This window comes from Neobacillus sp. WH10, assembly GCF_030123405.1.
Taxonomy (GTDB): Bacteria; Bacillota; Bacilli; order Bacillales; family Cytobacillaceae; genus Neobacillus.
Genome location: NZ_CP126110.1, coordinates 54,858 through 80,287 on the forward strand (window position 1 = coordinate 54,858; position 25,430 = coordinate 80,287).

The 25,430-nt window shown below is 40.4% G+C and carries 23 protein-coding genes; 21 read left to right on the plus strand and 2 right to left on the minus strand.

Going from position 1 to position 25,430, the window contains the following annotated elements; translation table 11 throughout:
- The first annotated feature begins 10 nt into the window (after positions 1-10).
- From purR to QNH20_RS00340, 14 genes are all read left to right on the plus strand, one after another.
- Positions 11-838 carry a pur operon repressor gene (gene purR / locus QNH20_RS00275; RefSeq protein WP_283923317.1) on the plus strand — a complete coding sequence of 276 codons (828 nt, stop codon included), beginning with the start codon at positions 11-13 and terminating at the stop codon, positions 836-838.
- A gap of 1 nt (position 839) precedes the next feature.
- The gene (ridA, locus tag QNH20_RS00280; RefSeq protein WP_283921000.1) at positions 840-1,214 is read left to right on the plus strand and encodes a 2-iminobutanoate/2-iminopropanoate deaminase; all 375 of its coding nucleotides are present in this window, start codon (positions 840-842) and stop codon (positions 1,212-1,214) included.
- A 198-nt stretch (positions 1,215-1,412) separates the two neighbouring features.
- On the plus strand, positions 1,413-1,703 hold the full coding sequence (spoVG, locus tag QNH20_RS00285) for a septation regulator SpoVG (protein ID WP_003347151.1): 291 nt from the start codon (positions 1,413-1,415) through the stop codon (positions 1,701-1,703).
- Positions 1,704-1,939: 236 nt separating this feature from the next.
- Entirely contained in the window at positions 1,940-3,313 is a 1,374-nt protein-coding gene (glmU, locus tag QNH20_RS00290) for a bifunctional UDP-N-acetylglucosamine diphosphorylase/glucosamine-1-phosphate N-acetyltransferase GlmU (RefSeq protein ID WP_283921001.1), read from the plus strand.
- 213 nt (positions 3,314-3,526) lie between these two features.
- Complete coding sequence (locus QNH20_RS00295) at positions 3,527-4,483, plus strand: ribose-phosphate diphosphokinase (RefSeq protein ID WP_283921002.1); 957 nt, start codon at positions 3,527-3,529, stop codon at positions 4,481-4,483.
- Positions 4,484-4,564: 81 nt separating this feature from the next.
- The gene (locus QNH20_RS00300) at positions 4,565-5,203 is read left to right on the plus strand and encodes a 50S ribosomal protein L25/general stress protein Ctc (protein WP_283921003.1); all 639 of its coding nucleotides are present in this window, start codon (positions 4,565-4,567) and stop codon (positions 5,201-5,203) included.
- A 129-nt stretch (positions 5,204-5,332) separates the two neighbouring features.
- Entirely contained in the window at positions 5,333-5,893 is a 561-nt protein-coding gene (gene pth / locus QNH20_RS00305; RefSeq protein ID WP_283923318.1) for an aminoacyl-tRNA hydrolase, read from the plus strand.
- 152 nt (positions 5,894-6,045) lie between these two features.
- Positions 6,046-6,276 (plus strand): anti-sigma-F factor Fin, encoded by a 231-nt coding sequence (fin, locus tag QNH20_RS00310; protein ID WP_283921004.1) that lies wholly within the window; start codon positions 6,046-6,048, stop codon positions 6,274-6,276.
- A gap of 193 nt (positions 6,277-6,469) precedes the next feature.
- Complete coding sequence (mfd, locus tag QNH20_RS00315; protein ID WP_283921005.1) at positions 6,470-10,006, plus strand: transcription-repair coupling factor; 3,537 nt, start codon at positions 6,470-6,472, stop codon at positions 10,004-10,006.
- A 224-nt stretch (positions 10,007-10,230) separates the two neighbouring features.
- Positions 10,231-10,767, plus strand: a complete 537-nt coding sequence (gene spoVT, locus QNH20_RS00320; RefSeq protein WP_283921006.1) for a stage V sporulation protein T — start codon at positions 10,231-10,233, stop codon at positions 10,765-10,767.
- 488 nt (positions 10,768-11,255) lie between these two features.
- The gene (locus QNH20_RS00325; protein WP_283921007.1) at positions 11,256-11,984 is read left to right on the plus strand and encodes a FadR/GntR family transcriptional regulator; all 729 of its coding nucleotides are present in this window, start codon (positions 11,256-11,258) and stop codon (positions 11,982-11,984) included.
- A 229-nt stretch (positions 11,985-12,213) separates the two neighbouring features.
- Complete coding sequence (locus tag QNH20_RS00330; RefSeq protein ID WP_283921008.1) at positions 12,214-12,930, plus strand: (Fe-S)-binding protein; 717 nt, start codon at positions 12,214-12,216, stop codon at positions 12,928-12,930.
- A gap of 60 nt (positions 12,931-12,990) precedes the next feature.
- Complete coding sequence (locus tag QNH20_RS00335; RefSeq protein ID WP_283921009.1) at positions 12,991-14,418, plus strand: LutB/LldF family L-lactate oxidation iron-sulfur protein; 1,428 nt, start codon at positions 12,991-12,993, stop codon at positions 14,416-14,418.
- A gap of 2 nt (positions 14,419-14,420) precedes the next feature.
- Positions 14,421-15,140 carry a LutC/YkgG family protein gene (locus tag QNH20_RS00340; RefSeq protein WP_283921010.1) on the plus strand — a complete coding sequence of 240 codons (720 nt, stop codon included), beginning with the start codon at positions 14,421-14,423 and terminating at the stop codon, positions 15,138-15,140.
- Between the two features lie 53 nt (positions 15,141-15,193).
- Here QNH20_RS00340 and QNH20_RS00345 read toward each other — a convergent pair whose 3' ends face one another.
- Both QNH20_RS00345 and QNH20_RS00350 read right to left on the minus strand, forming a co-directional pair.
- Positions 15,194-16,051, minus strand: a complete 858-nt coding sequence (locus tag QNH20_RS00345; protein WP_283923319.1) for an amidohydrolase family protein — start codon at positions 16,049-16,051, stop codon at positions 15,194-15,196.
- Positions 16,052-16,064: 13 nt separating this feature from the next.
- Positions 16,065-19,166 (minus strand): GNAT family N-acetyltransferase, encoded by a 3,102-nt coding sequence (locus QNH20_RS00350; protein WP_283921011.1) that lies wholly within the window; start codon positions 19,164-19,166, stop codon positions 16,065-16,067.
- Positions 19,167-19,614: 448 nt separating this feature from the next.
- On the opposite strand from QNH20_RS00350, the gene QNH20_RS00355 reads away from it, so the two are divergent.
- From QNH20_RS00355 to QNH20_RS00385, 7 genes are all read left to right on the plus strand, one after another.
- Positions 19,615-21,237 carry a putative polysaccharide biosynthesis protein gene (locus QNH20_RS00355; protein WP_349632695.1) on the plus strand — a complete coding sequence of 541 codons (1,623 nt, stop codon included), beginning with the start codon at positions 19,615-19,617 and terminating at the stop codon, positions 21,235-21,237.
- A 3-nt stretch (positions 21,238-21,240) separates the two neighbouring features.
- The gene (yabN, locus tag QNH20_RS00360) at positions 21,241-22,707 is read left to right on the plus strand and encodes a bifunctional methyltransferase/pyrophosphohydrolase YabN (RefSeq protein ID WP_283921012.1); all 1,467 of its coding nucleotides are present in this window, start codon (positions 21,241-21,243) and stop codon (positions 22,705-22,707) included.
- A 202-nt stretch (positions 22,708-22,909) separates the two neighbouring features.
- Positions 22,910-23,176 (plus strand): RNA-binding S4 domain-containing protein, encoded by a 267-nt coding sequence (locus QNH20_RS00365; protein WP_283921013.1) that lies wholly within the window; start codon positions 22,910-22,912, stop codon positions 23,174-23,176.
- A gap of 119 nt (positions 23,177-23,295) precedes the next feature.
- On the plus strand, positions 23,296-23,598 hold the full coding sequence (yabP, locus tag QNH20_RS00370) for a sporulation protein YabP (RefSeq protein ID WP_283921014.1): 303 nt from the start codon (positions 23,296-23,298) through the stop codon (positions 23,596-23,598).
- Positions 23,595-24,227, plus strand: a complete 633-nt coding sequence (gene yabQ, locus QNH20_RS00375; RefSeq protein ID WP_283921015.1) for a spore cortex biosynthesis protein YabQ — start codon at positions 23,595-23,597, stop codon at positions 24,225-24,227. Before yabP ends, yabQ begins: the two co-directional genes overlap by 4 nt.
- Positions 24,228-24,241: 14 nt before the next feature.
- Positions 24,242-24,625, plus strand: coding sequence for an FtsB family cell division protein (locus QNH20_RS00380; RefSeq protein WP_283921016.1), 384 nt, complete (start codon positions 24,242-24,244; stop codon positions 24,623-24,625).
- Between the two features lie 95 nt (positions 24,626-24,720).
- Positions 24,721-25,158, plus strand: coding sequence for a S1 domain-containing RNA-binding protein (locus tag QNH20_RS00385; protein ID WP_283921017.1), 438 nt, complete (start codon positions 24,721-24,723; stop codon positions 25,156-25,158).
- Positions 25,159-25,430 lie beyond the last annotated feature (272 nt).

Consider the following 25,430-nt stretch of genomic DNA (forward strand, 5'->3'; position numbering starts at 1 on the left):
GGGGTTTATGATGAAATTTCGCCGCAGTGAACGTTTAATTGATATGACGAATTATTTGCTGGATCATCCTCGCCAGCTTGTACCGCTCACCTTTTTTGCCGAGCGCTATTCGTCTGCGAAGTCTTCTATTAGTGAAGATTTGGCGATCGTAAAAGAGACTTTTGAACAAAGAGGAATCGGTACGTTACAAACAGTTCCAGGGGCTGCTGGTGGTGTTAAATTCTTCGTAAAAGTAAGCAGGGAAGAAGCGGAACCCTTTATCAATGAATTATGTCAATTAATTGGGAATCCTGAACGGCTATTACCCGGCGGTTATTTATATTTAACCGATATTTTAGGAGATCCACAGGTTGTGCAAAAGGCCGGACGCATCATTGCCTCCGCCTACGCTGACACAAAAATTGATGTGGTTATGACAGTAGCGACAAAAGGAATCCCCCTTGCTTATGCGGTAGCAAGTCAGTTGAATGTACCGGTAGTGATTGTCCGTAGGGACAGTAAAGTAACTGAAGGACCGACAGTAAGCATTAATTATGTTTCCGGGTCTACTAAGAGAATCCAAACCATGGTGCTTTCAAAGCGAAGCATGAAGCAGGATTCACGGGTCCTTATTGTTGATGACTTTATGAAGGCTGGCGGAACGGTAATGGGAATGATCAGTATGCTAGAGGAATTTAATGCTCATTTGGCGGGTATTGCTGTTTTAGTCGAAGCGGAAAAAATACAAGAACGATTAGTGGATGAATATTTATCGCTCGTCCAATTATCTGATGTCGATGTAAAAGACAAAAAGATTAGTGTACACGAGGGAAACTATTTTAACATTTGGAGGAGATAGCATGAAAGCAGTTCAAACCAGTCAAGCACCTGCTGCCATTGGCCCCTATTCACAAGGAATCATTGTGAATAATCTGTTTTATAGCTCTGGACAAATTCCATTAACTGCTGAAGGAAACATGGTGGAAGGTGATATTAAAGAGCAAGCCCATCAAGTTTTTCGTAATTTACAGGCTGTTTTAAGTGAAGCTGGTGCATCGCTTGAAACGGTTGTAAAGGCAACAGTCTTTATTAAAAATATGGATGAATTTGCTGCAGTAAATGAAGTATATGGTGAGTATTTCTCCACCCATAAACCAGCCCGTTCCTGTGTTGAGGTTGCCCGTTTACCAAAGGATGCTTTAGTTGAAATCGAAGTTGTAGCGCTCGTGAAATAACGGGCGTTTTTTTTCGGCTAAATTGGTTCATAGTTGTTTTACTTTTCTGTCATTTACTGTAGACAATGTCCATTTTTTACAAAAGTTCACTATTTTGCCCTAATTTTTCAAAAAAATTTCAAATTTAAGAAGGATTATCAAAATAATTGTTGAATTTATTTAACTAGCTTTTTATATAACAAAAGAGGGTGTGAGCACATGGAAGTAACTGACGTAAGATTACGCCGGGTTAACACGGATGGCCGAATGAGAGCGATTGCATCCATCACATTGGACAATGAATTTGTAGTTCATGACATACGTGTGATCGACGGAAACAACGGTTTATTTGTAGCTATGCCAAGTAAACGTACTCCAGATGGAGAGTTTCGTGACATTGCGCATCCAATCAATTCAGGAACACGCGGTAAAATCCAAGAGGCTGTTTTGGCTGAGTATCACCGTTTAGGTGAATTGGAAGTAGAATTTGAAGAAGCCGGAGCTTCCTGAGGATTTTTACAACTAGGGCCTTTCTTCTGAGTAAGGCTCTTTTTTTGTTTAGGAAACTTGTTTCTGATAAATTAAAATATCTGAACAAGGCCAGATTCCCCCAAAAATTTCCTCCATATTTTCCTCATAATTTACTTAATATAGAAATATTAGACACTTCCTGTTCATTCCTTGAAAAGCGAGCCCATTTACGTTAATATTTTTAATGGATAAAAAGGTAAATTGGAGGACTGGCCATGTCTAATCGTTATGCTGTGATTTTAGCCGCGGGGCAAGGAACGCGGATGAAATCACAGCTATATAAAGTATTACACCCAGTATGCGGCAAACCGATGGTACAACATGTAGTTGATCAAATGACAAAGCTAGACATTCAAGAAATGGTGACCATTATTGGCCATGGAGCTGAGATGGTACAGGCACAATTAGGTGACAGCAGTCATTTTTGCTTACAGGAGAAGCAGCTAGGAACTGCCCATGCAGTAATGCAGGCGGCAAAGCTGCTTGAAGGTAAAGAAGGCGTAACGATTGTTGTTTGCGGTGATACCCCATTAATTAAAGCTGAAACAATGGAGTCCCTTTTTAAACACCATGAGGAATTAGCTGCAAAAGCCACGATCCTCACAGCAAGGATAGATGACCCGACAGGATACGGCCGGATCATTCGTAATGAAAACGGTTTTGTTGAAAAAATTGTTGAACACAAAGATGCGCAAGAAGCAGAACGGGAAATAAATGAAATTAATACAGGTACGTATTGTTTTGATAACCGTTCTTTATTTGAGGCGTTACAAAATGTATCCAATGACAATGTTCAAGGGGAATACTATTTACCAGATGTTATTGAAATCCTGAAAAAACAGGGTGAAGTGGTCACAGCCTTCCAAACAAATGAATTCGAAGAAACATTGGGTGTAAACGACCGTGTTGCCTTAGCTGAAGCAGAACGTATCATGCGTAAACGGACCAATGAAACTCATATGCGTAACGGGGTAACGATCATTGATCCTGCCAATACTTACATTGGAACAGATGTCGAAATTGGACAGGATACTGTTATCTATCCAGGAACTGTAATAAAGGGCAAGACTAACATTGGTGCTGAATGTCTTATTGGTCCAAACTCAGAAATTGATACATGCAAAATTGGAAATGAAACGGTTATTCGCCAATCAGTGGCACATAATAGCTCGATTGGTTCCCATGTCAACATTGGCCCATTTGCTCATATTCGTCCAGATTCAAATATAAGTGATGATGTGAAAGTCGGAAATTTCGTCGAAATCAAAAAGGCTGTTTTCGGAAAAGGAAGCAAGGTATCGCATCTTAGTTATATCGGTGATGCCGAGGTTGGCAGTGATGTTAACATCGGCTGCGGTTCGATTACAGTGAATTACGACGGTAAAAATAAATATTTAACAAAAATTGAAGATGGAGTCTTTATCGGCTGTAACTCCAATCTTGTTGCTCCAGTTACAATTGGAAAGGGTGCCTATGTGGCTGCCGGTTCTACGATCACTAAGAATGTACCAGATGAAGCGTTGTCTATTGCACGTGCACAGCAAGTGAATAAGGAAAATTACGTTCAAAAGCTTAATCTTAAGAAATAAGTTCTGTTAAAGCTTACTGTTGATATTTCCACAATGTTGATTGGAGCGGAAGTCGCTTGACTCCTGCGGGAAAACGGGTCAAGTGAGACCCCGCAGGCGCAAAGCGCCGAGGAGGCTCACCGGACCGCCCGCGGAAAGCAAGCGCCTGGAGCGTAAATCAACAAGCAAGTTTAGCATAGCCAAGAAATAAGCCATGATAATTGGAGGGCCCTCATGTCAAATCAATATTTAGATCCGAATTTAAAGGTATTTAGTTTAAACTCAAATTTGCCGCTAGCAAGAGAAATCGCTAAAGTAATCGGAGTAGAACTTGGAAAATGCTCAGTCTCACGGTTTAGTGACGGAGAAATCCAAATTAATATTGAAGAAAGTATCCGCGGCTGTGACGTGTATGTAATTCAATCAACTAGCTTACCTGTAAATGATAATATTATGGAATTATTAATCATGATTGATGCGTTAAAAAGAGCTTCGGCAAAAACGATTAATATTGTTATGCCTTATTATGGCTATGCACGCCAGGACAGAAAAGCACGTGCCCGTGAGCCGATTACTGCAAAGTTATTTGCTAACTTGTTAGAGACTGCAGGTGCAACCCGAGTAATCTGTTTAGATTTGCATGCACCGCAAATTCAAGGATTCTTTGATATTCCAATTGACCACTTAATGGGTGTTCCTATTTTATCAGAGTACTTTAAAAACAAAGAATTGAATGGCGATATTGTGATTGTGTCTCCAGACCATGGTGGGGTGACAAGAGCTCGTAAAATGGCTGAACGCCTAAAAGCGCCAATTGCAATTATCGATAAACGCCGTCCAAGACCGAATGTGGCTGAAGTCATGAATATTGTTGGGAATATCGAAGGGAAAGTAGCGATTTTGATTGATGACATCATTGATACAGCAGGAACCATTACACTTGCTGCTAATGCATTAGTCGAAAACGGTGCAGCCGAAGTGTATGCTTGCTGTACACACCCAGTTTTATCTGGCCCTGCAATTGAAAGAATTGAAAATTCAAAGATTAAAGAATTAGTCGTAACGAACTCTATTGCTCTTCCAGAAGAGAAAAAAAGGGAAAAAATTATTCATCTATCTGTTGCGCCGTTACTCGGCGAAGCCATTATTCGTGTCCACGAAGAACAATCTGTCAGCACATTGTTTGATTAAAAAATGTTTAGACCTTCCTGTTTTAGGGCATTTTTATATTGTCTAGCCAGTTTTAACTAAAATAGGAAGGTGACTAAACACATGAGTACTGTTTTACATGCAAAGGAACGGAAGGAACTCCGTCATTCTGCGTTAAGGAAAATCAGAGAGAATGGAAATATTCCCGCCATTATTTATGGTGCTAGGTTCGAGAGTAAACCGGTGTTTGTTAGTTCAGCGGATTTAACAAAAACGATTCGTACTGTTGGTAGGAATGGCGTTATTTCTCTCGATGTAGATGGCAGCAAGCATGATGTTGTGTTAACCGATTATCAAGAGGATTTTATAAAAAATGAAATTATTCATGTCGATTTTCTAGCGGTAGACAAATCTTCGAAGATCAATGTTGAGGTTAGACTTGTCCTTGTTGGAGACTCAGCCGGAGTAAAAGATGGCGGTGTCCTGCAGCAGCCCCTTCATCAAATATCGATTACTTCTACTCCAGACAATATTCCACCGGAAATTGAAGTGGATATAACGAACCTGCAGGTAGGAGAAACCGTTTTGGTTGGTGACATACCATCTGCTGGTGCATTTACCATCAATCATGAGGACGAGGAAGTTGTCGCCTCCATCCTTCCACCAAAACAGGAAGAGGAAATTAACGCAGGTGAACAGCAAGAAGAAGGCCACCCGGATAATGAAGAGGGAAGAGAAACAACCCGAGTCGAGGGTGAATAGAATGAAAGACGTAACCTCATAAAGGTTACGTCTTTTAACGCATGATTAAAGGGATTATTATAGTATGGGAGAATGGCGATGTTTCGAAAAATTTTTAACAGGCTGGCTGAACCGAAAGAGGTGGGGCCCATGAAATGTATCGTTGGTTTAGGTAACCCTGGAAAGCAATATGAACAGACAAGACATAATATCGGTTTTGAAGTCATTGACGCCCTATCCAATCAATTTTCCATTCCGCTAAATCAGTCAAAATTTAAAGGCATGTATGGGATTGGTTTTTATAATGGGGAAAAGGTATTGCTATTAAAACCCTTAACATATATGAATTTATCAGGGGAATCGATAAGGGCAGTTATGGATTACTATCAAATAGAGTTAGAGGATTTAATAGTGATTTATGATGATCTTGATTTGCCAGTCGGCAAAATCAGGCTTCGTCAAAAAGGAAGTCCGGGCGGACACAATGGGATCAAGTCGACAGTCGCCCATCTTGGCACGCAACAGTTTAATCGAATTCGGATTGGAATTGACCGGCCGCAAGCAGGAATGAGTGTTCCTGATTACGTCCTTGGAAAATTTCGGCCTGACGAAAAGCCTTTTACCGGGGAAGCTGTGAAAAGAAGCGCAGATGCTTGTGCTGCTTGGCTAAATAAGCCATTTTTGCAAGTCATGAATGAATTTAATCAGTAATTGTTCATGATACAGGCTATTCTGTCATACATTTAGGTGAAACTGCAAAAAGTGAATGGAATATGAATAGATGGCGTACCATAATCCAGATGAATAAGTTCCTCCGCTAAGGTTAATACTACTAAGGAATTATAGAACAGGGAGGGACAGGCGTGGCCATTCATTACCATTGTCGGCATTGTGGTACGAAACTTGGTTCCATTGATAAAGCCTCAATACACTCCGAAACACTTGGTCTACATAAATTAACTGACCAGGAAAGACAGGAAATGGTTGCGTATGACTCATCTGGTGATATTCATATAACAGCTATTTGTGAAGACTGTCAAGAAGCTTTAGAGCGGAATCCAGATTACCATCAATACGACTTCCTTATTCACTAGAATATAGAGTTTGTGTTTATCTACTTAGACAATTGTCTAGCTCCAGCGCCATGTGACTAGTGTACTTTGCGCTGAATGGCGCTTCCGCTTTTCTAATTAGCTTTGGATATCACTCCAAAGCGTTTTTCTATTTTCTATTTTCTACTATAAAAATTTTATTAATATTAATTTTGTAGGAAGGGAGGAGAAACCTTTGAACGGTTTAAAGTCATTATTCCTTCAGCAGGAAGATGTCCACTCGATAATTGCCGGTGTGGAGGAAGGATTAAGGGAACAGCTTGTTGCTGGCTTATCAGGCTCGTCAAGAACGGTACTAACCGCTTCCATTTACGAGCAGACGCAAAGGCCCATCATGCTCGTTACCCACAATCTATTACAAGCACAAAAGCTCTATGATGATATTGTCAATCTACTAAGTGAGAAGGAAGTTTTTCTTTTTCCGGCCAATGAGTTAATTGCCGCCGAGTTAAGCATTGCGAGTCCAGAATTAAAAGCGCAAAGAATAGAGGCCTTAAACCACTGGAGTAAATCTAAACAGGGGATAGTAATTGTCCCAATTGCCGGTTTAAAGAAACTCATTCCGCCAAAGTCCCTATGGAAACAATATCAGCTGCCGTTAACAGTAGGGGAAGATATTAATATAGAAAAAATGTTAATTACATTTGTCAAAATGGGCTATGTACGTGCCGATATGGTCACAACTCCAGGGGAATTCAGTGTCAGGGGCGGGATCATCGACATTTATCCTCTTACAGAGGCAGATCCGCTAAGAATTGAGTTATTTGACACAGAAATTGACTCGATTCGCTATTTTTCTCTTGATGATCAGCGCTCCAAAGGAAAGGTTAAGAAGATCTTGATTGGGCCGGCAACAGAAATCCTGTTAGAAGATGAGGATTTTAGCCGGATGATTAGCAAGCTTGAAGAAGGATTAGCTCATAGTTTAAGAAAATTAAAAGATGATAAAGCAAAAATGCAGCTGAGTCAAAATATAAGCCATGAGCTTGAGCAATTAAAAAATGGCCAAAAGCCTGACCAAGTCTATAAATACTTATCACTTGCCTACGACAGGCCTGCTAGTTTGCTAGACTATCTTCCAAGTAATGGCCTTGTGTTTATAGATGAAATCAGCAGGGTTCAAGAGATGAATGATTCCCTTGTGAAAGAGGAAGCAGAATGGTATACAGGTTTACTTGGTGAAGGACAGATCATCCATGACTTACATATATCTCATGACTTACCAGCCTTATTGCAAAAAAGGGAATTCCCAATTCTTTATATGTCGATATTTTTACGGCATGTAGCCAATACAAGCCCGCAAAATATCATTAATATTTCCTGTAAGCAAATGCAAAACTTCCACGGGCAAATGCATTTATTAAAAGCAGAAATTGACAGGTGGAAAAAAGGGAATTATTCGGTTGTTTTTTTAGGGCAGGATGAAGAGCGGGTAAAGAAGTTAGAGCGTGTACTTGAGGACTATGAAATTGATAGCAGCGTCCTAAAGGGTGACCTGCAGCTTTTACCTGGTAAGGTTCAGATCATGAAAGGAAACCTGCATACAGGTTTTGAACTGTCAATTCAGAAAATAGCCGTCATCACCGAGGAAGAATTATTTAATAAACGCGTGAAAAAATCTAAAAGCCGGCAAAAACTATCCAATGCTGAACGGATTAAAAGTTACTCCGAGCTGAAAATTGGTGATTATGTTGTTCACGTTAATCATGGGATTGGAAAATATTTAGGAATTGAAACACTTGTGATTAATGGAGTTCATAAAGATTACCTGAACATCCGCTATCAGGGAACAGATAAGCTGTATGTACCTGTTGAGCAAATTGACCTGGTTCAGAAATATGTTGGTTCTGAGGGGAAAGAGCCAAAGGTATATAAGCTTGGCGGCAGCGATTGGAAAAAGGTTAAGAAGAAAGTCGAATCATCCGTTCAGGATATTGCTGACGATCTAATCAAGTTATACGCTGAACGTGAAGCGGCGGTTGGCTATGGTTTTTCCCCGGATGGAGATATGCAGCGGGATTTTGAAACATCGTTTGCCTACCAAGAAACAGACGACCAGCTTCGCTCTATCCATGAAATTAAAAAGGATATGGAAAGATCGCGACCAATGGACCGCTTGCTATGTGGTGATGTAGGTTATGGAAAAACAGAGGTTGCGATTCGCGCTGCCTTCAAGGCGATTGCTGACGGAAAGCAGGTAGCCTTTCTTGTGCCAACAACGATATTAGCGCAGCAGCATCATGAAACATTAAGGGAACGCTTCCAGGACTATCCGATTAATATTGGTTTGTTAAGCCGTTTTCGTTCGAAAAAGCAGCAGACGGAAACGATTAAAGGCTTAAAGGCAGGGACAGTCGACATTGTTGTCGGAACCCATCGCCTGCTGTCAAAGGATATCGTCTATCGTGATTTAGGGCTGTTAATTATCGATGAAGAGCAAAGATTTGGGGTTAGCCATAAAGAAAAAATTAAAAAGTTAAAAACGAATGTAGATGTTTTAACCTTGACGGCAACACCAATCCCAAGGACACTACATATGTCGATGCTTGGTGTCCGGGATTTATCGGTCATCGAAACGCCTCCGGAAAATCGTTTTCCTGTGCAAACCTATGTAATGGAGTATAATGGCTCGTTGGTGCGGGAAGCGATTGAGAGGGAGCTTGCGCGCGACGGACAAGTCTACTTTTTATATAACAGGGTAGAGGATATTGAACGAAAAGCAGAGGAAATTTCCATGCTGGTTCCGGATGCACGGGTTACCTATGCCCATGGACAGATGACGGAAAACGAATTGGAATCTGTGATGATTAGCTTTCTAGCAGGAGAGTTTGATGTTCTTGTAAGTACAACGATCATTGAAACAGGTGTCGATATTCCCAATGTGAACACCTTAATTGTCTTTGATGGTGATCGCATGGGGCTTTCCCAGCTTTATCAGCTGCGCGGCCGTGTTGGCAGATCCAATCGTGTCGCTTACGCCTATTTCACATACCGTAAAGATAAAGTGTTAACGGAAGTAGCAGAAAAACGTCTTCAGGCTATTAAAGAGTTTACGGAGTTAGGCTCCGGTTTTAAAATTGCGATGCGTGATTTATCGATACGGGGTGCCGGGAATTTATTAGGTGCTCAGCAGCATGGTTTCATTGACTCCGTTGGTTTTGATCTTTATTCCCAAATGCTAAAAGAGGCGATTGAAGAACGGAAGGGAGACCTCGGAGCTGAAGTAAAGAAATCAGTTGAAATTGACCTGGAAATTGATGCCTACATTCCGGATACATATATCAAGGACGGGCATCAAAAGATCGAGATGTATAAGCGGTTTAGGGGTCTGGAGTCACTCGAGGATATGGAAGAACTTCAAGCAGAGATGCGTGACCGTTTTGGTGAATATCCAGATGAGGTTGCCTACCTGTTCCAAATTGCCGAAATAAAGGTGTATGCCCTTTTAAATGGTATAGAACAAATTAAACAAGTCAAACAAGAGGTAACCATTATAGTGAATGAGCAGGTTACCAACACGATTGATGGAAGTAAACTATTTGCTATTGGCAACCAGTTTGGCCGGAATGTAAATCCTGGTATGGAAGGCTCCAGGTTAAAAATCGTCATTAAAACGAAAGAGTATGACACAGCCCAATGGCTTCACATTGTCAGCGAAATGGTCAAAGGAATTCCTTTAGCAAAGAGGGGGCAGAAAAACCCTGTTAAATAATTCGCTGTAAGTTTCACTTTATTTGGCGATGTTTGCCGCCTTGTCTGACAGGTATCTTCAGCTAAAATTGGAATTTTCCATGTATTTTTGAAAAAATATTTTGATTGTGTATAGAACTTTCCAGATGAAAGATACTAAGTTCAAAGTTGGTGATGATTGTAAGTAAAGGAAAGTTTGTCATTACCAAGTTGAAAAATCATCAGATGAAAGTGAGGCAACATTGGATGAAAGCAACTGGAATAGTTCGTCGAATTGATGATTTGGGTCGTGTTGTTATACCCAAAGAAATACGCAGAACTTTGCGTATTCGCGAGGGAGACCCGCTGGAGATTTTTGTGGATCGTGACGGGGAAGTCATTTTAAAGAAGTATTCACCAATCAGCGAATTAAGCGATTTTGCCAAAGAATATGCAGAAGCACTGTTTGACAGCCTCGGTAACCCTGTTTTAATTTGTGATAGAGATACGTATATTGCCATCGCCGGCGGTTCTAAAAAGGATTATTTAAATAAGAATATCAGCGACTTAGTGGAAAAAACAATGGAAGAACGGAACTCGGTGCTCCATACCCAGCAAGGTGACATTGCTTTGGCTGATGGAAATGATGAAACCGTCTCTTCTTATACCATAGGGCCGATTATTGCAAATGGTGATCCAATTGGTGCAGTTATTATTTTTTCTAAAGAAGGAACTCTTGGAGAAGTAGAACAAAAAGCAGTTGAAACTGCAGCAGGGTTTTTAGCACGACAGATGGAATCATGAAAAAGACAGCTTAGGCTGTCTTTTTTTATGATGAGAAAGTATAAAAAATATTGATTTTGAGAAATGTCCAGTGCAAGCGCCCAGCGGCTAGTGGACTTCGCTCTTCTCCCTACGATAAGTCAACATCGAATCGCTCCGCTCTTCGTGTTTCCTTTATCTCAGTCGAATCGCTCCAGTCCATACGCCGCTAATCGGGCGCTTACGCTTTTCTTTAGCTAATAGGAAAGTATAAATTTTTCAAATTTATACTTTCCTAACGCATAAGTGCAACTACGCCTCTGTCTTCGCCCTTAGGGGCTCGCCAATCGGCGAGTTTTCTTTAAGGAATCATAAATGTTAGGACGGTATTCTGTAACCAACGATGATACCAATAATAAAAAAATCCCTCCATTCTTTTAGAGGAAATTCCAATATGGATGCAAATTATTTGAAAATAGGTATAATTAAATTTGCATTAAAGTTGGGAATTGTTTAAAGGGGCTCTGATAATGAATTATAAAAAAATTAAACCGAAAAAAATTTATGAAGAGGTCGCCGAAGCAATTTATGAAATGATTCGGTCAGGTCAGCTTAAACCTGGCGATAAACTTGACTCTGTGCAACAACTCGCTGAAAACTTCCAGGTAGGTCGTTCCGCCATTCGTGAGGCGTTAACTTCATTACGGGCGATTGGTCTTGTTGAAATGAAGCAGGGTGAGGGGACTTACATAAGGGAATTTGAAAAAGACCAAATTACGTTTCCGTTATCAACCGCCATTTTAATGAATAAGGATGATATTGCCCAATTATTAGAGGTACGGAAGATTATCGAAAGCGGGACCGCAGCAGCTGCTGCAAAACGAAGATCAGACGAGCACCTTTCCATGATGTGGGCTGCCCTTGAAGCAATGCTTGATGCAAAAGGGGATGAGGAGCTAGGCGAAAAAGCCGATTTACAATTTCATTTGGCACTGGCCAAGGCCGCACAAAATCAGCTATTGATGAATTTATTGAACCATGTGTCGGATCTAATGGTGGAAACAATGCGTGAAACACGCAAGTTTTGGCTATTTTCAAAACAAACAACAATCGAGCAGTTATATAAAGAGCATTTGGCCATTTATGAAGCAATCAAGGACCAGGATGAAGCGGCGGCACGAAACAGAATGCTTATTCACCTTGATAATGTTAGTGCCATTTTAAGAAAATATTTCCGTCATACAACGATGTTTAAATAACTTTACCGACAAAGAAATATAGGTAAAACAAAGGGTTTCTCAGCTTTTGGGAAACTCTTTTTTTAAAACTTAAACAAGGTGAAAATAGTATTTTTGATGAAAGCCCTTTCTAAGCTTGATACTTTTATTATAAGATATAAAATATTAATATTATTAGGTCATCAGATGACCAGTTAACTAAAATATAAACATGGTGAAATTTGATTAATTGTTGAGAGAGGGAGAAAAAATGAAGGTTACTCTATTTGCGACTTGTATCGTCGATATGTTCCAGAGCAATGTAGGCAAGGCAACAGTTGAACTGCTTGAAAGACTAGGATGCGAAGTTGAATTCCCGGAATCGCAAGTATGCTGTGGTCAGCCTTCTTATAACAGCGGCTATGTCAAGGAATCCAAGGAAGCGATGAAGCGAATGATTGAAACGTTTAGTGACGCGGAGTACGTTGTTTCGCCATCCGGGTCATGTGCTTTCATGTTCCATGAATATCCTCATATTTTTGCTGGAGATCCTGTTTGGGAACCAAAAGCAAAACAATTAGCGGAAAAAACATATGAGCTGACACAATTTATCGTTGAGGTTTTAAAAATAGAAGATGTAGGTGCCAAGTTTGAAGGAACGGTAACCTATCACACTTCATGCCACATGACAAGATTATTGGGTGTAAAAGAACCGCCAATGATTTTATTGAAAAATGTTAAAGGCTTGAAGTTCACCGAATTACCGGGTAAAGAACAATGCTGTGGCTTTGGCGGGACCTTCTCAGTAAAAAATGCGCAAATATCAGAGCAAATGGTCGATGAAAAAGTCTGTCATGTCGAAGAAACAGGGGCTGAGTACCTAATTGGTGCAGATGGCGCCTGCTTAATGAATATTGGCGGCCGTATGGAGAGATTAGGGAAAAAGGTTAAAGTATTGCATATTGCAGAAGTGTTAAACAGTCATTAATAAATGTATATTGTTCGGTGTCTTTTTTTAAAATTGATTTTACAGGGGAGGTAAATTCGTATGGCAATGAAGATTAGCACGGAGCAATTTAAGGAACGTGTGGATCATGGCATTCATGATCAATTTATGCGTGGTGCTGTCGCCGGTGCACAAGACGGTATGGGGGTTAAAAGAAAAGTTGTCACGACAGAAGAACTGGATAATTGGGAAGACTGGCGCAATCATGGTGAAGAAATCCGGCAGCACGTCCTCGAAAACCTCGATTATTATTTGGAGCAGTTAAGTGAAAATATTGCTAAGCGAGGCGGCCATGTTTTTTTTGCGCAAACAAGGGAAGAGGCAAATGAATATATAAGAGGCGTTGTGCAGCGCAAAAATGCCAAAAAAGTAGTGAAAGCAAAATCGATGGTTACCGAGGAAATCAGTTTAAATGGAATGTTGGAGGAGGAAGGCTGTGAAGTGGTCGAAACCGACCTCGGTGAGTACATTCTACAACTCGATGAGCATGATCCGCCATCACATATTGTTGTACCTGCGCTTCATAAAAACAAAGAGCAAATTCGCGAAGTATTTGCGAAAAAACTTGGTTATACGAAAACATCAAAGCCGGAAGAACTTGCCTGTCAAGCTCGGGTTACGCTTCGTGAGAAATTCCTCGAAGCAGATATCGGGATTACCGGCTGTAACTTTGCGGTAGCCGAGACGGGTTCCTTTAGTTTAGTGACGAACGAAGGGAATGCCGATTTAGTGACAGCCTTGCCCAAAACACAAATAACAGTAATGGGAATGGAAAGAATCGTTCCTACCTTTGAAGAAATGGAAGTACTTGTTAGTATGTTAACCCGAAGTGCGGTTGGTCAGAAGTTAACCAGCTATATTACCGTTCTAACGGGTCCGCGTGAAGAATTGGATGTGGATGGCCCGGAAGAATTTCATCTTGTGATTGTTGATAATGGCAGGTCTGAAATCCTTGGCAGTGAGTTCCAATCTATACTTCAATGTATCCGATGCGGGGCTTGCATCAATGTTTGCCCAGTTTATCGCCATATTGGCGGACATTCTTATGGTTCGATTTATCCAGGACCAATCGGCGCCGTTCTTTCTCCGTTACTAGGTGGATATGATGATTATAAAGAGCTGCCATATGCATCGACCCTTTGTGGTGCCTGTACAGAGGTATGTCCGGTGAAAATTCCGTTACACAATCTCCTTCATAAACATCGTGAAGTCATTGTTGAAAAAGAAGGAAAAGCACCTGTTTCAGAAAAATTATTAATGAAAGCCTTTGGGTTTGGAGCGGCATCACCGACTCTTTATAAAATAGGTTCTAAAATCGCGCCAGCTGCGCTGAATCCATTTACCTCAGGAGACAAAATCTCCAAAGGGCCTGGACCACTTAAGGCGTGGACGGATATTCGGGAATTCCCGGCTCCAAATAAAGAGAGATTCAGAGATTGGTTCAAAAATCGCGAGAAAGGAGACAAATAACCATGAACGGCACTATCCAAAATCGAGATAAATTTTTAAATCAAATTGCCGGCCGTCTTAATCGGTCGCGGATTTCTTCCCCGATTGAAAGACCAAACTGGAAATACCAGCCGCAGCATGAGGTATTAAAGGATGCAACGCAGGATGAGCTTTTAGACGTATTGAAAGAGCATTGTGATAAAATTCATACTAGAATTTTTAATACTGACCTAAAAGGGCTGCCGGCTGTCGTAAATGATGTTGTTCTTGACTATGGCGGCGGTCCGGTTGTCACATGGAAGGACGAACGCTTCTCGCATTGGGGACTCGATTCTTTATTAAAAACAGAATGGCCGGGCCAAGATATAGATGTTTTTGAATGGGATTACACCTTAGGAGACGAGAATATCCGAAAAGCAGAAAACGCAAATGTCGGCATCACGATTAGTGAAATAACTCTTGCCGAATCCGGTACAGTCGTCCTATTTAGTGATAAAGACAAGGGAAGAACCGTTAGCTTTTTACCCGCAACTTCGATCATGCTGATTCCAAAAAGCACTCTAGTTCCAAGAATGACCCAGGCCGCAGTGAAAATCCGCGAAATCTATCAACAGACAGGCCATGTTGCTTCCTGCATCAATTTTATCACCGGTCCAAGTAACTCTGCTGATATTGAATTAAACCTTGTTGTTGGCGTACATGGTCCTGTGAAAGTAACTTATATTGTGATTAATGATTTGTAATTTTGTCTAAAGAAAAGGAGCTGCGTCAAGAAGAACGCAACTCCTTTTTTCACTTATTCTATTAAAGGCTTAATTTTTGGAAAAAGCTTTACCGCATTATTGAAAAACAGGTCTTCATGCGCTTCCTGAGGAATTAACTCCTGCAGCATCTCGATATAGGGCTTTACCGGAACTAAAGGCCAGTCAGTGCCAAACAGAAACTTCGAGTAATCATCTGTAAAGGCAAGTGCATGTTTTAGATGGTTAAAGAAGTAGGGTGACTCCAGCTTTTTCTGCAAATCAACCTTTGTACCGACTAGCAGCCCGGACAAATCTGCATACATATTGCGATTCTTATACAAAACCTCAGCACCATCAAGGACCCACGGATCACCACAATGCGCCATCATGAAATTTATGTCCCTATATTTAACCGCAACTTCATCCAATGTAAGAGGATGGGCATATTTCAGTAAGCCCCGTTCAGAATACGTATCTCCGGTATGAAACACGACAGGCAATCGATATTTTATCGCTAGTTCGTATACAGGGCTGTAGACCTCGTCATAGGCATAGAACGGATAGTAGCCAAGATATATTTTAATCCCGACTACCTCAGGTTTCTCAAGAAGCACCTCAAGTGCCGCCAATTCCCTTTCCCCTAATCGATAAGGGTTAATCCCCGGACAATAACAGATGTTTGCGGGAATCTGGTCTTCTAAATCAAGGCCCATCGGAGTCGCCGCCCCATAATCCGGGAAGCCATGCGCTTTCGTTTCCGTTAAGCCCATGGCAATTCCAAGTACCACATTTGCATTGAGATACTCTTGCGATAAACCAGCGGATGAATAATCCAGCTTCGATAAATTACTGGCAGTCTCTTTAAAGCTAGCAATATTTGAAAAATGCATATGGGCATCAATAATTTGCATCATTTGTCTCCTTTCAACCGCCAGCATTTTTAAACCGAATATTTTTTAAATCTTGCAGCGCATCTTCTGGAATAGCTTGATTGTTAAAAAGATAGAAGATCGGTGCGGTCCAGTAGGTTTCCCCGTGCCTTAAACGCAGCTTTGAAAAGACATTATGATGGGCCACTTCTTTATTTAGATAAAGTTCTGATTCTCCCATCTGGTAATCAGAGATGACCTGCAGTTTTTCAGGTACAGCTTCATGACAGATGATGAAGCTTTGGTTCACATCGATTTCCATTTCACCTTTCCCGAAATAAGCTTTGTGACTCGTGATGCCATCAGGATGATACTCGACCCAGCCATTTTTCACATTTTTAAAAGCAGTTTGGCAATACCAGCCTTCATTTCTAAAGTATTGGTAGGTATCCTGCAGAATTTCGGTTGTATGGCACATCACTGGTGCACCCTTTTGCAGTAAAGAATATTGATTATAGGCAAGTCCTTTAAAGGATTCATGCTGTAAAATTTGAACCCGGACCTTGATTCCCGTCCATTGATTGCCCTTGTTATCGGTGATGGTGACAAACTCCGCCGACCGCTGCTCCTTTAAAAGTGAGTTGCCGGATATATTCATTAATGCATTACGAATCCCGCCAGGCCAAGGGTTCCACCACGATTTGGGCTTAAGTGCAGGAAAGGATGTATCCAGCCACTCTTGCCCTTTATAGGATAACGAGTAAAGAGCAGGAAAGAAATCCGGAGCTGATTTGATACTGACTAACCCATTATCAACTTGATAAACGGGTATGCCACCTTGGTCATATTGGTCTGTTTGAATCGCTGTATTGTCAGTAAAGATGATAAGAGAACGATGCTCCGATTGTCCTAATTTTAAGTCGGCGTTAAGCTTGAGCTGCTTTATGCCTGATTGGCCTTCGAAATGAAGCGGAAAAACAGCTTCATTTATTCCATTCTCCTCGGAAAAACGTTGTTTCTCTCCTAATTTTTGACCATCCACCTGAACACAAATATCACCATCAAAATGGGCCAGCTTCACATCCTTATAATGAACGGTGGTCTGTTCTTGAACAAACGGATTATGATCTTTAGGATAAAATTGCACCGGCAGAGCGGTTACAGCTTCAATAGAATGGGCCTTCTTAAGAGCAAAAGTCCGGAAAGCCTCTAAGGATGTAAAAGCCCCGATTGAAAGATAAGTCGGTTTAGTCTTAGCCACCCCATTAGCTGGGATCACCCCAAGTTTGTGTTCAAAGAATAAGAACCAATGTAGGAATTGAACTTTGGCGTCACCGCTCCAGCAAAACCCGCAAGGAAGAGACGGATGGCGCTTGAAAATCCAATTTTCATCTACTTTATCACTTTGCCAATAATCAACCATTCCATCCTTTAATTTATCAATTTCAATTATCTGGCCATCATAAGGAATAACCGATCGGTACATTGTCTGAATGAAAGTATGACTATCGTTTAACCAAATTTCCTGCTTGGTTGCCGCGGCGGCTAGATTATGAATTTCATAATGATGCTCCATCAATCCTTCAGCATAAACCTTGGCAAATGAGTGCAGCTGTAGGTCAGGGATTGACTGCGAATGATATACAGCCTTTAGACAAACCGCCCCTTTTTCTTCAAAAAATTCTACAAGATTGGGCCGTTTTTTCGAGAATTCGCTTGAAAAAGGTTTGCCGAGCTTCGGATAGAAAAAGTAAGGCACCTCTTCATCTGAGGAACCTGCGCGTCCAAAATAGAGGCGATTATCAAATTTACTTAAATATGCATGTGCGAGTCCATTATAGACATGCCAATAGTCTTCACATTCCCCGGATAATTTGGAGCCGATCCCGTAAAATGCTAAGCCGATTTCCTTCGTAAATAGAATCTCTTCACCTGATTTCTTGATAGCCTTTATTTCTAATTGCTGCTGATAAAAGCCGTATTCCGTTAGGAGGTAAGTAATCGGGAGGAGCTTCCGTTCTTTTGCATCCAAAGATATTTGGATATGGTCATCGACAAAATTAATAAAGTGTGCCTTCGGTAATGCAATAGAGAAGTGAACTTCTTCATTGAATTGATTCTCAATCTCCAAATAGAGCTCTGAGTCGGTCTCAAGAAAGGGCAGTTCATTCGGAATTTTCGCAGTTACCCGGGCAGGGTGTTTGGTATTAATACCAAGCTTGAAAATGGCTTCTTTTCCATTGATCGTCACTTTAGCAGCTACGGTTGGATGAGTGCGCCAAATATTTTGTTCTTCGGTAATCTCACCGACTAAGAATTTACCTTCGACAATCACAGAGTCTGTCACTGTTAGCTGCTTCGAAAAATCAAAGATGATATTTTGATCGTCGAACCCTTCAATAGCAATATTTAATGGTTCATTTGTTTTGGTTTTAATCGAAAAAAGAATCGGATATTCTGCGCCAAAAATTAAATCCTGCTGATCAATCGAGACAGAGATTAAATATTGGTCCGTTTCAATCAATCTTAGACCTCGGCCCTTGCGTTCATATTCCATTCGCAGCTGCACGCCATCCTTCTCCCACTTATACTCATAGAAATCAAAGCCGTTTTCTTTTCTGCCATCGGGCTTAACTTCAATTTCCATTTTACGATCATTGTACCAATCTGCTTTTTTGAAAAAGTCTTGTACAGCCTCTGTGGTAAATACAGAGGGGATGAAGTTCATCAGATGGACGGTGTCATCACGGTTTTCCCAGAAAAAGCCGCATTTCTTATATAAGGGAACTGCCTTTGTATTTCCGCCCCAAGTATAGAGGTCAAGCCTCGGCCAGCCTAACTCAATGGTTCGTTTGACTGCATTTTGCACCAGTTGCTTGCCGATTTTTTTACCTTGATACTCTTCACGAACGTTAAGCAATGGGATGTAGAGTGCACCGCTATCCTCGCGGTATTCACTAACACCGCAATATCCGGCGACACAGTTTTCATCGATTGCTAAATAGGTATTTATATTAATTGAATTCTCTTCCTGCTGCCGGACACTTTCGGCGGTTGAAATATCATTTCCACCCCCCCAGCCCTCACGGCTATGATTCCACATATTAGCTACTTTTTCGGCTAAATCATGAGTGTATTCCACTATTTTCGTATTCATTCGTTTACTCCTCAATTCGTATTTTTATATCTAACCATCCTCGATTACCTCAACGTTAGAAAAATTGGTTAACTGAAAAATGATCATGCTAAAAACCCCCTTTCGTAAATTTGGAAAAAAAATAAAAGACCCTGCAGCTACAAGGTCTTTCATCAACTAAATGTAATTTCAAAACAAAACGGCTTAACCAAATTGTTAGAAATAGGATGGTAGACTGGTAGGAATATACAGGTTATTTATAATTAAATTAAGCTTTAACACTTTTGAAAACATCCTGTATCCCTCCTTTTAAGGAAATTACTACCACAAGGATAATTATATAATAAAATATTTAGAAAAGTAAATTAATTTTATAACATTGGTATTCACCAGGATTATTAATCCAACACATTATTCTTTTCCAACACTATGCTATAATTACCTTCGAGTTTAGTTGGTAGGTGGAGTAATGAAATCGATGAATCAATCAACTGTGCTGCTTAAAGGCGCCTTTATTTTAACGATTGCAGCACTTCTTACGAAAATTTTAAGTGCGTTTTACCGTATTCCTTTTCAAAACATCGTTGGGGATATTGGTTTTTATATTTATCAGCAAGTATACCCGTTTTATGGAATGGCGATGGTCCTGTCAACCACTGGCTTTCCGGTTGTGATTTCGAAGCTTTATGCGGAACAAAAGGAGAAAGGGGACAATGAAAAATCCCGTCTGTTTCTCTTCGTATCATTTGTATATTTACAGATCATAGGCATCCTTTGTTTTATCATTCTATACGCCGGGGCAGATCAAATTGCCCGGTGGATGAATGACCCTCATTTATCAATCTTAATAAGGGTTGTCTCGATTGTGTTTTTGATCTTTCCGTTTGTTTCACTATTAAGAGGATATTATCAAGCCATTGGAGAAATGGTCCCGACGGCGTTATCACAAGTGGGTGAACAAACCACTCGTGTCTTGACAATTATTTTTCTGTCCTACCTTTTCATGGAGAAAGGCTATTCCCTCTATTTCGTCGGCGGTGGGGCCATGTTTGGCTCGATTACCGGAAGTATGATTGCGAGCCTTATTTTGTTTATGTTTTTAAGGAAACGTAAAGAATGGAAAGTAATTGCTCCAAGCAGGGGGATGATTCAAAATAACCCTGTCGAAGTGAAGCGGATTGTTAAAATGCTTACTTTCCAAGGGCTGATGATTTGTTTAAGCGGAATGCTAATGGTCTTTATGCAGCTAGCAGATTCCTTGAATTTATTCTCCTTACTTGTCTCAAGCGGTACAGAAAGAGATATCGCTAAAAGCTTAAAGGGGGTTTTTGACCGCGGTCAGCCATTAATCCAATTAGGGACTGTCGCTGCTACATCTATGTCGTTAGCACTTGTTCCACTCATAAGCCGCGAGCGATTAGCTGCAAAACCGGATTTTTTATATCACAAAATTCAAGTGGCTATTAAGATAAGTATCGTGATTGGACTGGGCGCTTCAGCGGGTTTGTGGGCGATTATTGAGCCTACCAATAGGATGCTGTTTGAAAATGCAAATGGTTCAGCGGTATTAGGAGTGCTAAGTTTTGTTATTCTATTTACCTCGATAATATCAACCATCATTGCGATTATGCAGGGACTTGGCAGTCTTCTTTATCCTGCGATAGCAGTAGTGCTCTCGTTTCCGCTGAAATATATATTGAATATGGTGTTCATTCCGTTATATGGGACAATGGGGGCCGCTATTTCTTCGCTTCTGGCTTTGGGGCTGGTAACCATTTTCCTATTCATAAAATTTAAAAAAATGATTGTCATCCCGCTGTTGACTTCTCGCTTTTTAGGAATAGTCCTAACAGGGACAATTGCGATGGTTTTTGTTTTAAAAGGCTATTTATTTTTAACGAATCCAATTGTTGCAACACTTGGGTCAGAGCGGCTGGGAGCAGCCTTGCAATCGTTAAGTGCTGTTTTGCTAGGAGGTTTCCTCTTTTTAGTTATTATCGTAAGGGGGAACGTATTTAATGAGGAAGAACTGGGTTTATTCCCATTTGGAAGAAAATTAATTCATTTACTATCGCGAAAGGGTAGGGAGTAAACTATGGTCAAAAAAATTGAAATTGTCGGGTTAGGAGCAGGCGACCTTGAGCAGCTGCCAGTTGGGATTTATAAGAAATTACTTCAAGCACCGCTCCTGTTTTTAAGAACAAAAGAACATCCAGTCATTCCCGAACTGGAACAAGAAGGATTAACCTATACTTCTTTTGACAGTATTTATGAAAAACACGATCAGTTTGAGTCAGTATATGAGGAAATTACCAGGACATTATTGAGCAAGGCACAAACAGATGTGATTACATACGCTGTTCCGGGACACCCACTGGTTGCTGAGCGAACTGTCCAGCTCCTTTTGGAATTTGGGCCAAGCGAAGGTGTAGAAATTATCATTGGCGGCGGGCAGAGTTTCCTAGATCCTCTTTTTGCTTCATTAAAAATCGATCCTGTGGAAGGGTTTCAATTGCTTGATGGAACGGCACTCTCAGCCTCCAAGCTGCAAGTTGACCAGCATATAATTATTAGCCAGGTGTATGACCAATTCGTAGCCTCGAATGTAAAGCTAACCTTAATGGAGAAACTACCAGATGATTATCAGGTGTATATCGTCACGGCTGCGGGAAGTAAACAAGAGCACATCGAAAAATTACCCTTATATGAACTGGACCGCAATGTTTCAATCAATAACCTCACATCGGTTTATATACCCCCAGTGACGGAAGAACAAATTTTATTGAAAAATTTTTCTAAGTTGCGCGCGATTATTGCCGAATTAAGAGGTCCAAACGGCTGCCCGTGGGATAAGGAGCAAACCCACGAGTCGTTAAAAAGGTACTTAATTGAAGAAACCTATGAAGTCATTGACGCGATTGACAATGAAGATATTGATCACTTAATCGAAGAGCTTGGAGATATCTTGCTACAGGTCATGCTTCATGCGCAAATTGGCGAGGATGAAGGGTATTTTTCCATTGATGATGTCATCGAAGGATTGTCAGCCAAAATGATTCGCAGGCATCCGCATGTATTTGGAAATGCTCATGTGGCGAATAGCGAAGAAGTCTTGAAAAACTGGCAGGAAATTAAGAAACAGGAAAAGACTGAAGCAACGTCCTCTTTACTTGAGGGTGTGTCAAAATCGTTACCGAATTTGTTAAGGGCATATGAATTACAAAAGAAAGCGGCAATGGTTGGATTTGACTGGCAGGAGATTACCCCTGCTGTAGAGAAAGTGAAGGAAGAGCTAGATGAATTTGTCGATGAATTAGATGGAACCACGGAGGGCTTCATACGTGCTAAAAAAGAATTTGGTGATTTATTATTTGCCTTTGTCAATGTGGCGAGATTCTTAAAAATTAGTCCGGAAGAGGCGCTCAATGAAACTAATCAAAAATTCACTCGGCGGTTTCAATATATCGAGGATAAGGTGAAGGCAAGCGGCAGGCCGTTTGAAGACTATACACTGGAAGAACTAGATAGGTACTGGAACGAAGCAAAATTAACAGGGCTATAGAAAGGCGCAAGCGCCTGTTTAGCGGTGTATAGACTGGAGCGCTTCGACTGAGATAAAGGAAACACGGAGAGCGATAGCGATCCGATGTTGACTTATCGTAGGGAGAAGTGCGAAGTCTACTAGCCGCTGGGCGCTGGAGCTGGACATTTCTCGAAATTCAATGATATAAATCTTGCTAATATAGAAAAGAGGGGAATTACCTATGCGGTTAGATAAATTTTTAAAGGTTTCAAGATTAATTAAGCGGAGAACTTTAGCCAAAGAAGTATCAGATCAGGGAAGGATTGAAATTAACGGAAAAGAAGCAAAGGCAAGTTCGACCGTTAAAGTCGGCGACGAATTAACAATTCGTCTAGGGCAAAGAAAGTTAACTGCAAGAATTGACCGGATTCAAGAATCATCCCGAAAAGAGGAAGCGGCAGAGATGTACACGATTTTGAATGAAGAGAGACTTGGCACAAACGACTAAAGCAAGTTGTCTAGCTCCAGCGGCTGATCAAAGCGCTGGAGCTTTTCGATGTTCTAATTCTAATTTCTTTCACATACATTTTACCAAAAGGTTGTACAAATGATTGTGAGGGATGAAGGATGAGCCAATATTATGACAGCAATCCGACGAAGAGTAGTGTTCCGGATCATGATGTCATCATGAGAGGAAGAAAGCTGCTTGATATTACCGGTGTGAAACAGGTAGAAAGCTTTGATAATGAGGAATTCTTATTAGAAACGGTAATGGGATTTTTAGCAATCAAAGGACAAAACCTGCAAATGAAAAACCTTGATGTCGAAAAGGGGATTGTCTCCATCAAAGGAAAGATTTTTGACTTAGTCTATCTTGATGAGCAGCATGGGGAGAAAGCTAAAGGTTTCTTTAGCAAGTTGTTCCGATGACCCTTTCGACACAATTTTTTACCATGCTTTCCATGATAGGTATGGGGTCGTTATTTGGCGCCATGTTTGATACGTATCAACGGTTTTTAAATCGGCCTAAGAAAAAAGCTTGGATTGTTTTTATAAATGATTTATTATTTTGGATTATTCAAGCTTTGCTTATTTTTTATACGTTATTCTTGGTGAATAATGGAGAATTGAGATTTTATATATTTATCGCGCTTGTTTGTGGCTTTGCAGCCTACCAGAGCTTGTTTAAAGGAATTTATCTGCGTTTATTGGAAATGGTTATCCAATCCGTTATCGCCATAGTTAAATTTTTGAAAAAAACTTTCCAGCTCCTGATTTATAAGCCTGTCGTTGGTCTTATTCAGCTTGTTATGACAATCATTCTCGTACTTGGCAGGGGACTATTCACCCTTGTCAAATTTGTTTTTAAGGTTTTATTATTGTTATTAAAGATTATATTAGTCCCATTAAAAAAAATAGTGTTATTATTTTGGAAACTTTTGCCGAAAGGTATTAAAAAAACAGTCGAGAAGTTATATAATAGAACAGCAGGAAATTTTAAGAAAATCAGGAATTATATTAGTAAGTGGATAGATAAATGGAAGAGAAGGAAAGAGTAAGGAGGGTAAGGGAAATGGGCGCGGAACGAAAAAGAAATGTATCAAAGATCCAGACAACCTATGTAAAGCAGCAGGAATATGCGGAAATTGCTTCAGCTAGAAAAAGAAAATTGTTACTAAGACGATTATCGTTATTTTTCGTTTTTGCTAGCGTACTATCATATCTGATGATATCCAGCTATCTTTCCCAGACCACTAAGCTCGAGGCAAAAGTTGCCCAAAAGAAGAAGCTTGATCACCAGCTTTCTGAATTAAAAAAGCAGGAAGTTATCCTAAACGAGGATATTATTAAATTAAATGATGATGAATACATTGGTAAGCTGGCAAGAAAAGAGTATTTTTTCTCGGAAAAGAACGAAATAATCTTTAATATTCCGGAAGAAAAGAAGGAAAAATGAACCGATTTTGCGAGTTATTGACACTGAATTTTTCCTTTCTGTATAATATATAGTAAGATTGAGTTTTTATACTTTTAAGGAGGAACATTCTTTATATGTCAATTGAAGTAGGCAGCAAGTTACAAGGAAAGGTAACAGGGATTACAAATTTCGGTGCGTTTGTGGAGCTGCCGGATGGCTCAACGGGATTGGTACACATTAGTGAGGTTGCTGATAACTATGTGAAGGATATCAATGACCACCTTAAGGTTGGCGAACAGGTTGAGGTAAAAGTCATCAATGTTGAGAAAGATGGAAAAATTGGCCTATCGATTAAAAAAGCAAAAGATAGACCTGAGCCGGAAAGAAAACAACATTCGCACTCACAATCACAACGTCCTCGTCAAGGCAGATCAAACGATCGTAATAACAATAGAGGGGAAACCTTCGAGTCGAAAATGGCAAAATTCCTAAAAGATAGTGAGGATCGTTTATCTTCCTTAAAGCGACACACGGAATCCAAGCGTGGAGGAAGAGGAGCTAGACGGGGTTAACTTGCTGCTTATTAATTGAATAAGGCAGGTTTCACTTAATATCGATATTATTAAAAGACAGGTCAGGCGACTTGTCTTTTTTATTTTAACTATAGCAGTGGTGGAAAGGGTGTCAGGCACCATGTGAAAACTTCACATGGTGCCTGACACTCTTTTTCCTTTATACGACATGGTTATAGTATTTGGGTGAATTTAGTGAAAAGCGTCGAACGATTATTTAAACTTGTTCACTATTTTGACAAACTTTTAATTCTATTAATTTTATAATAATG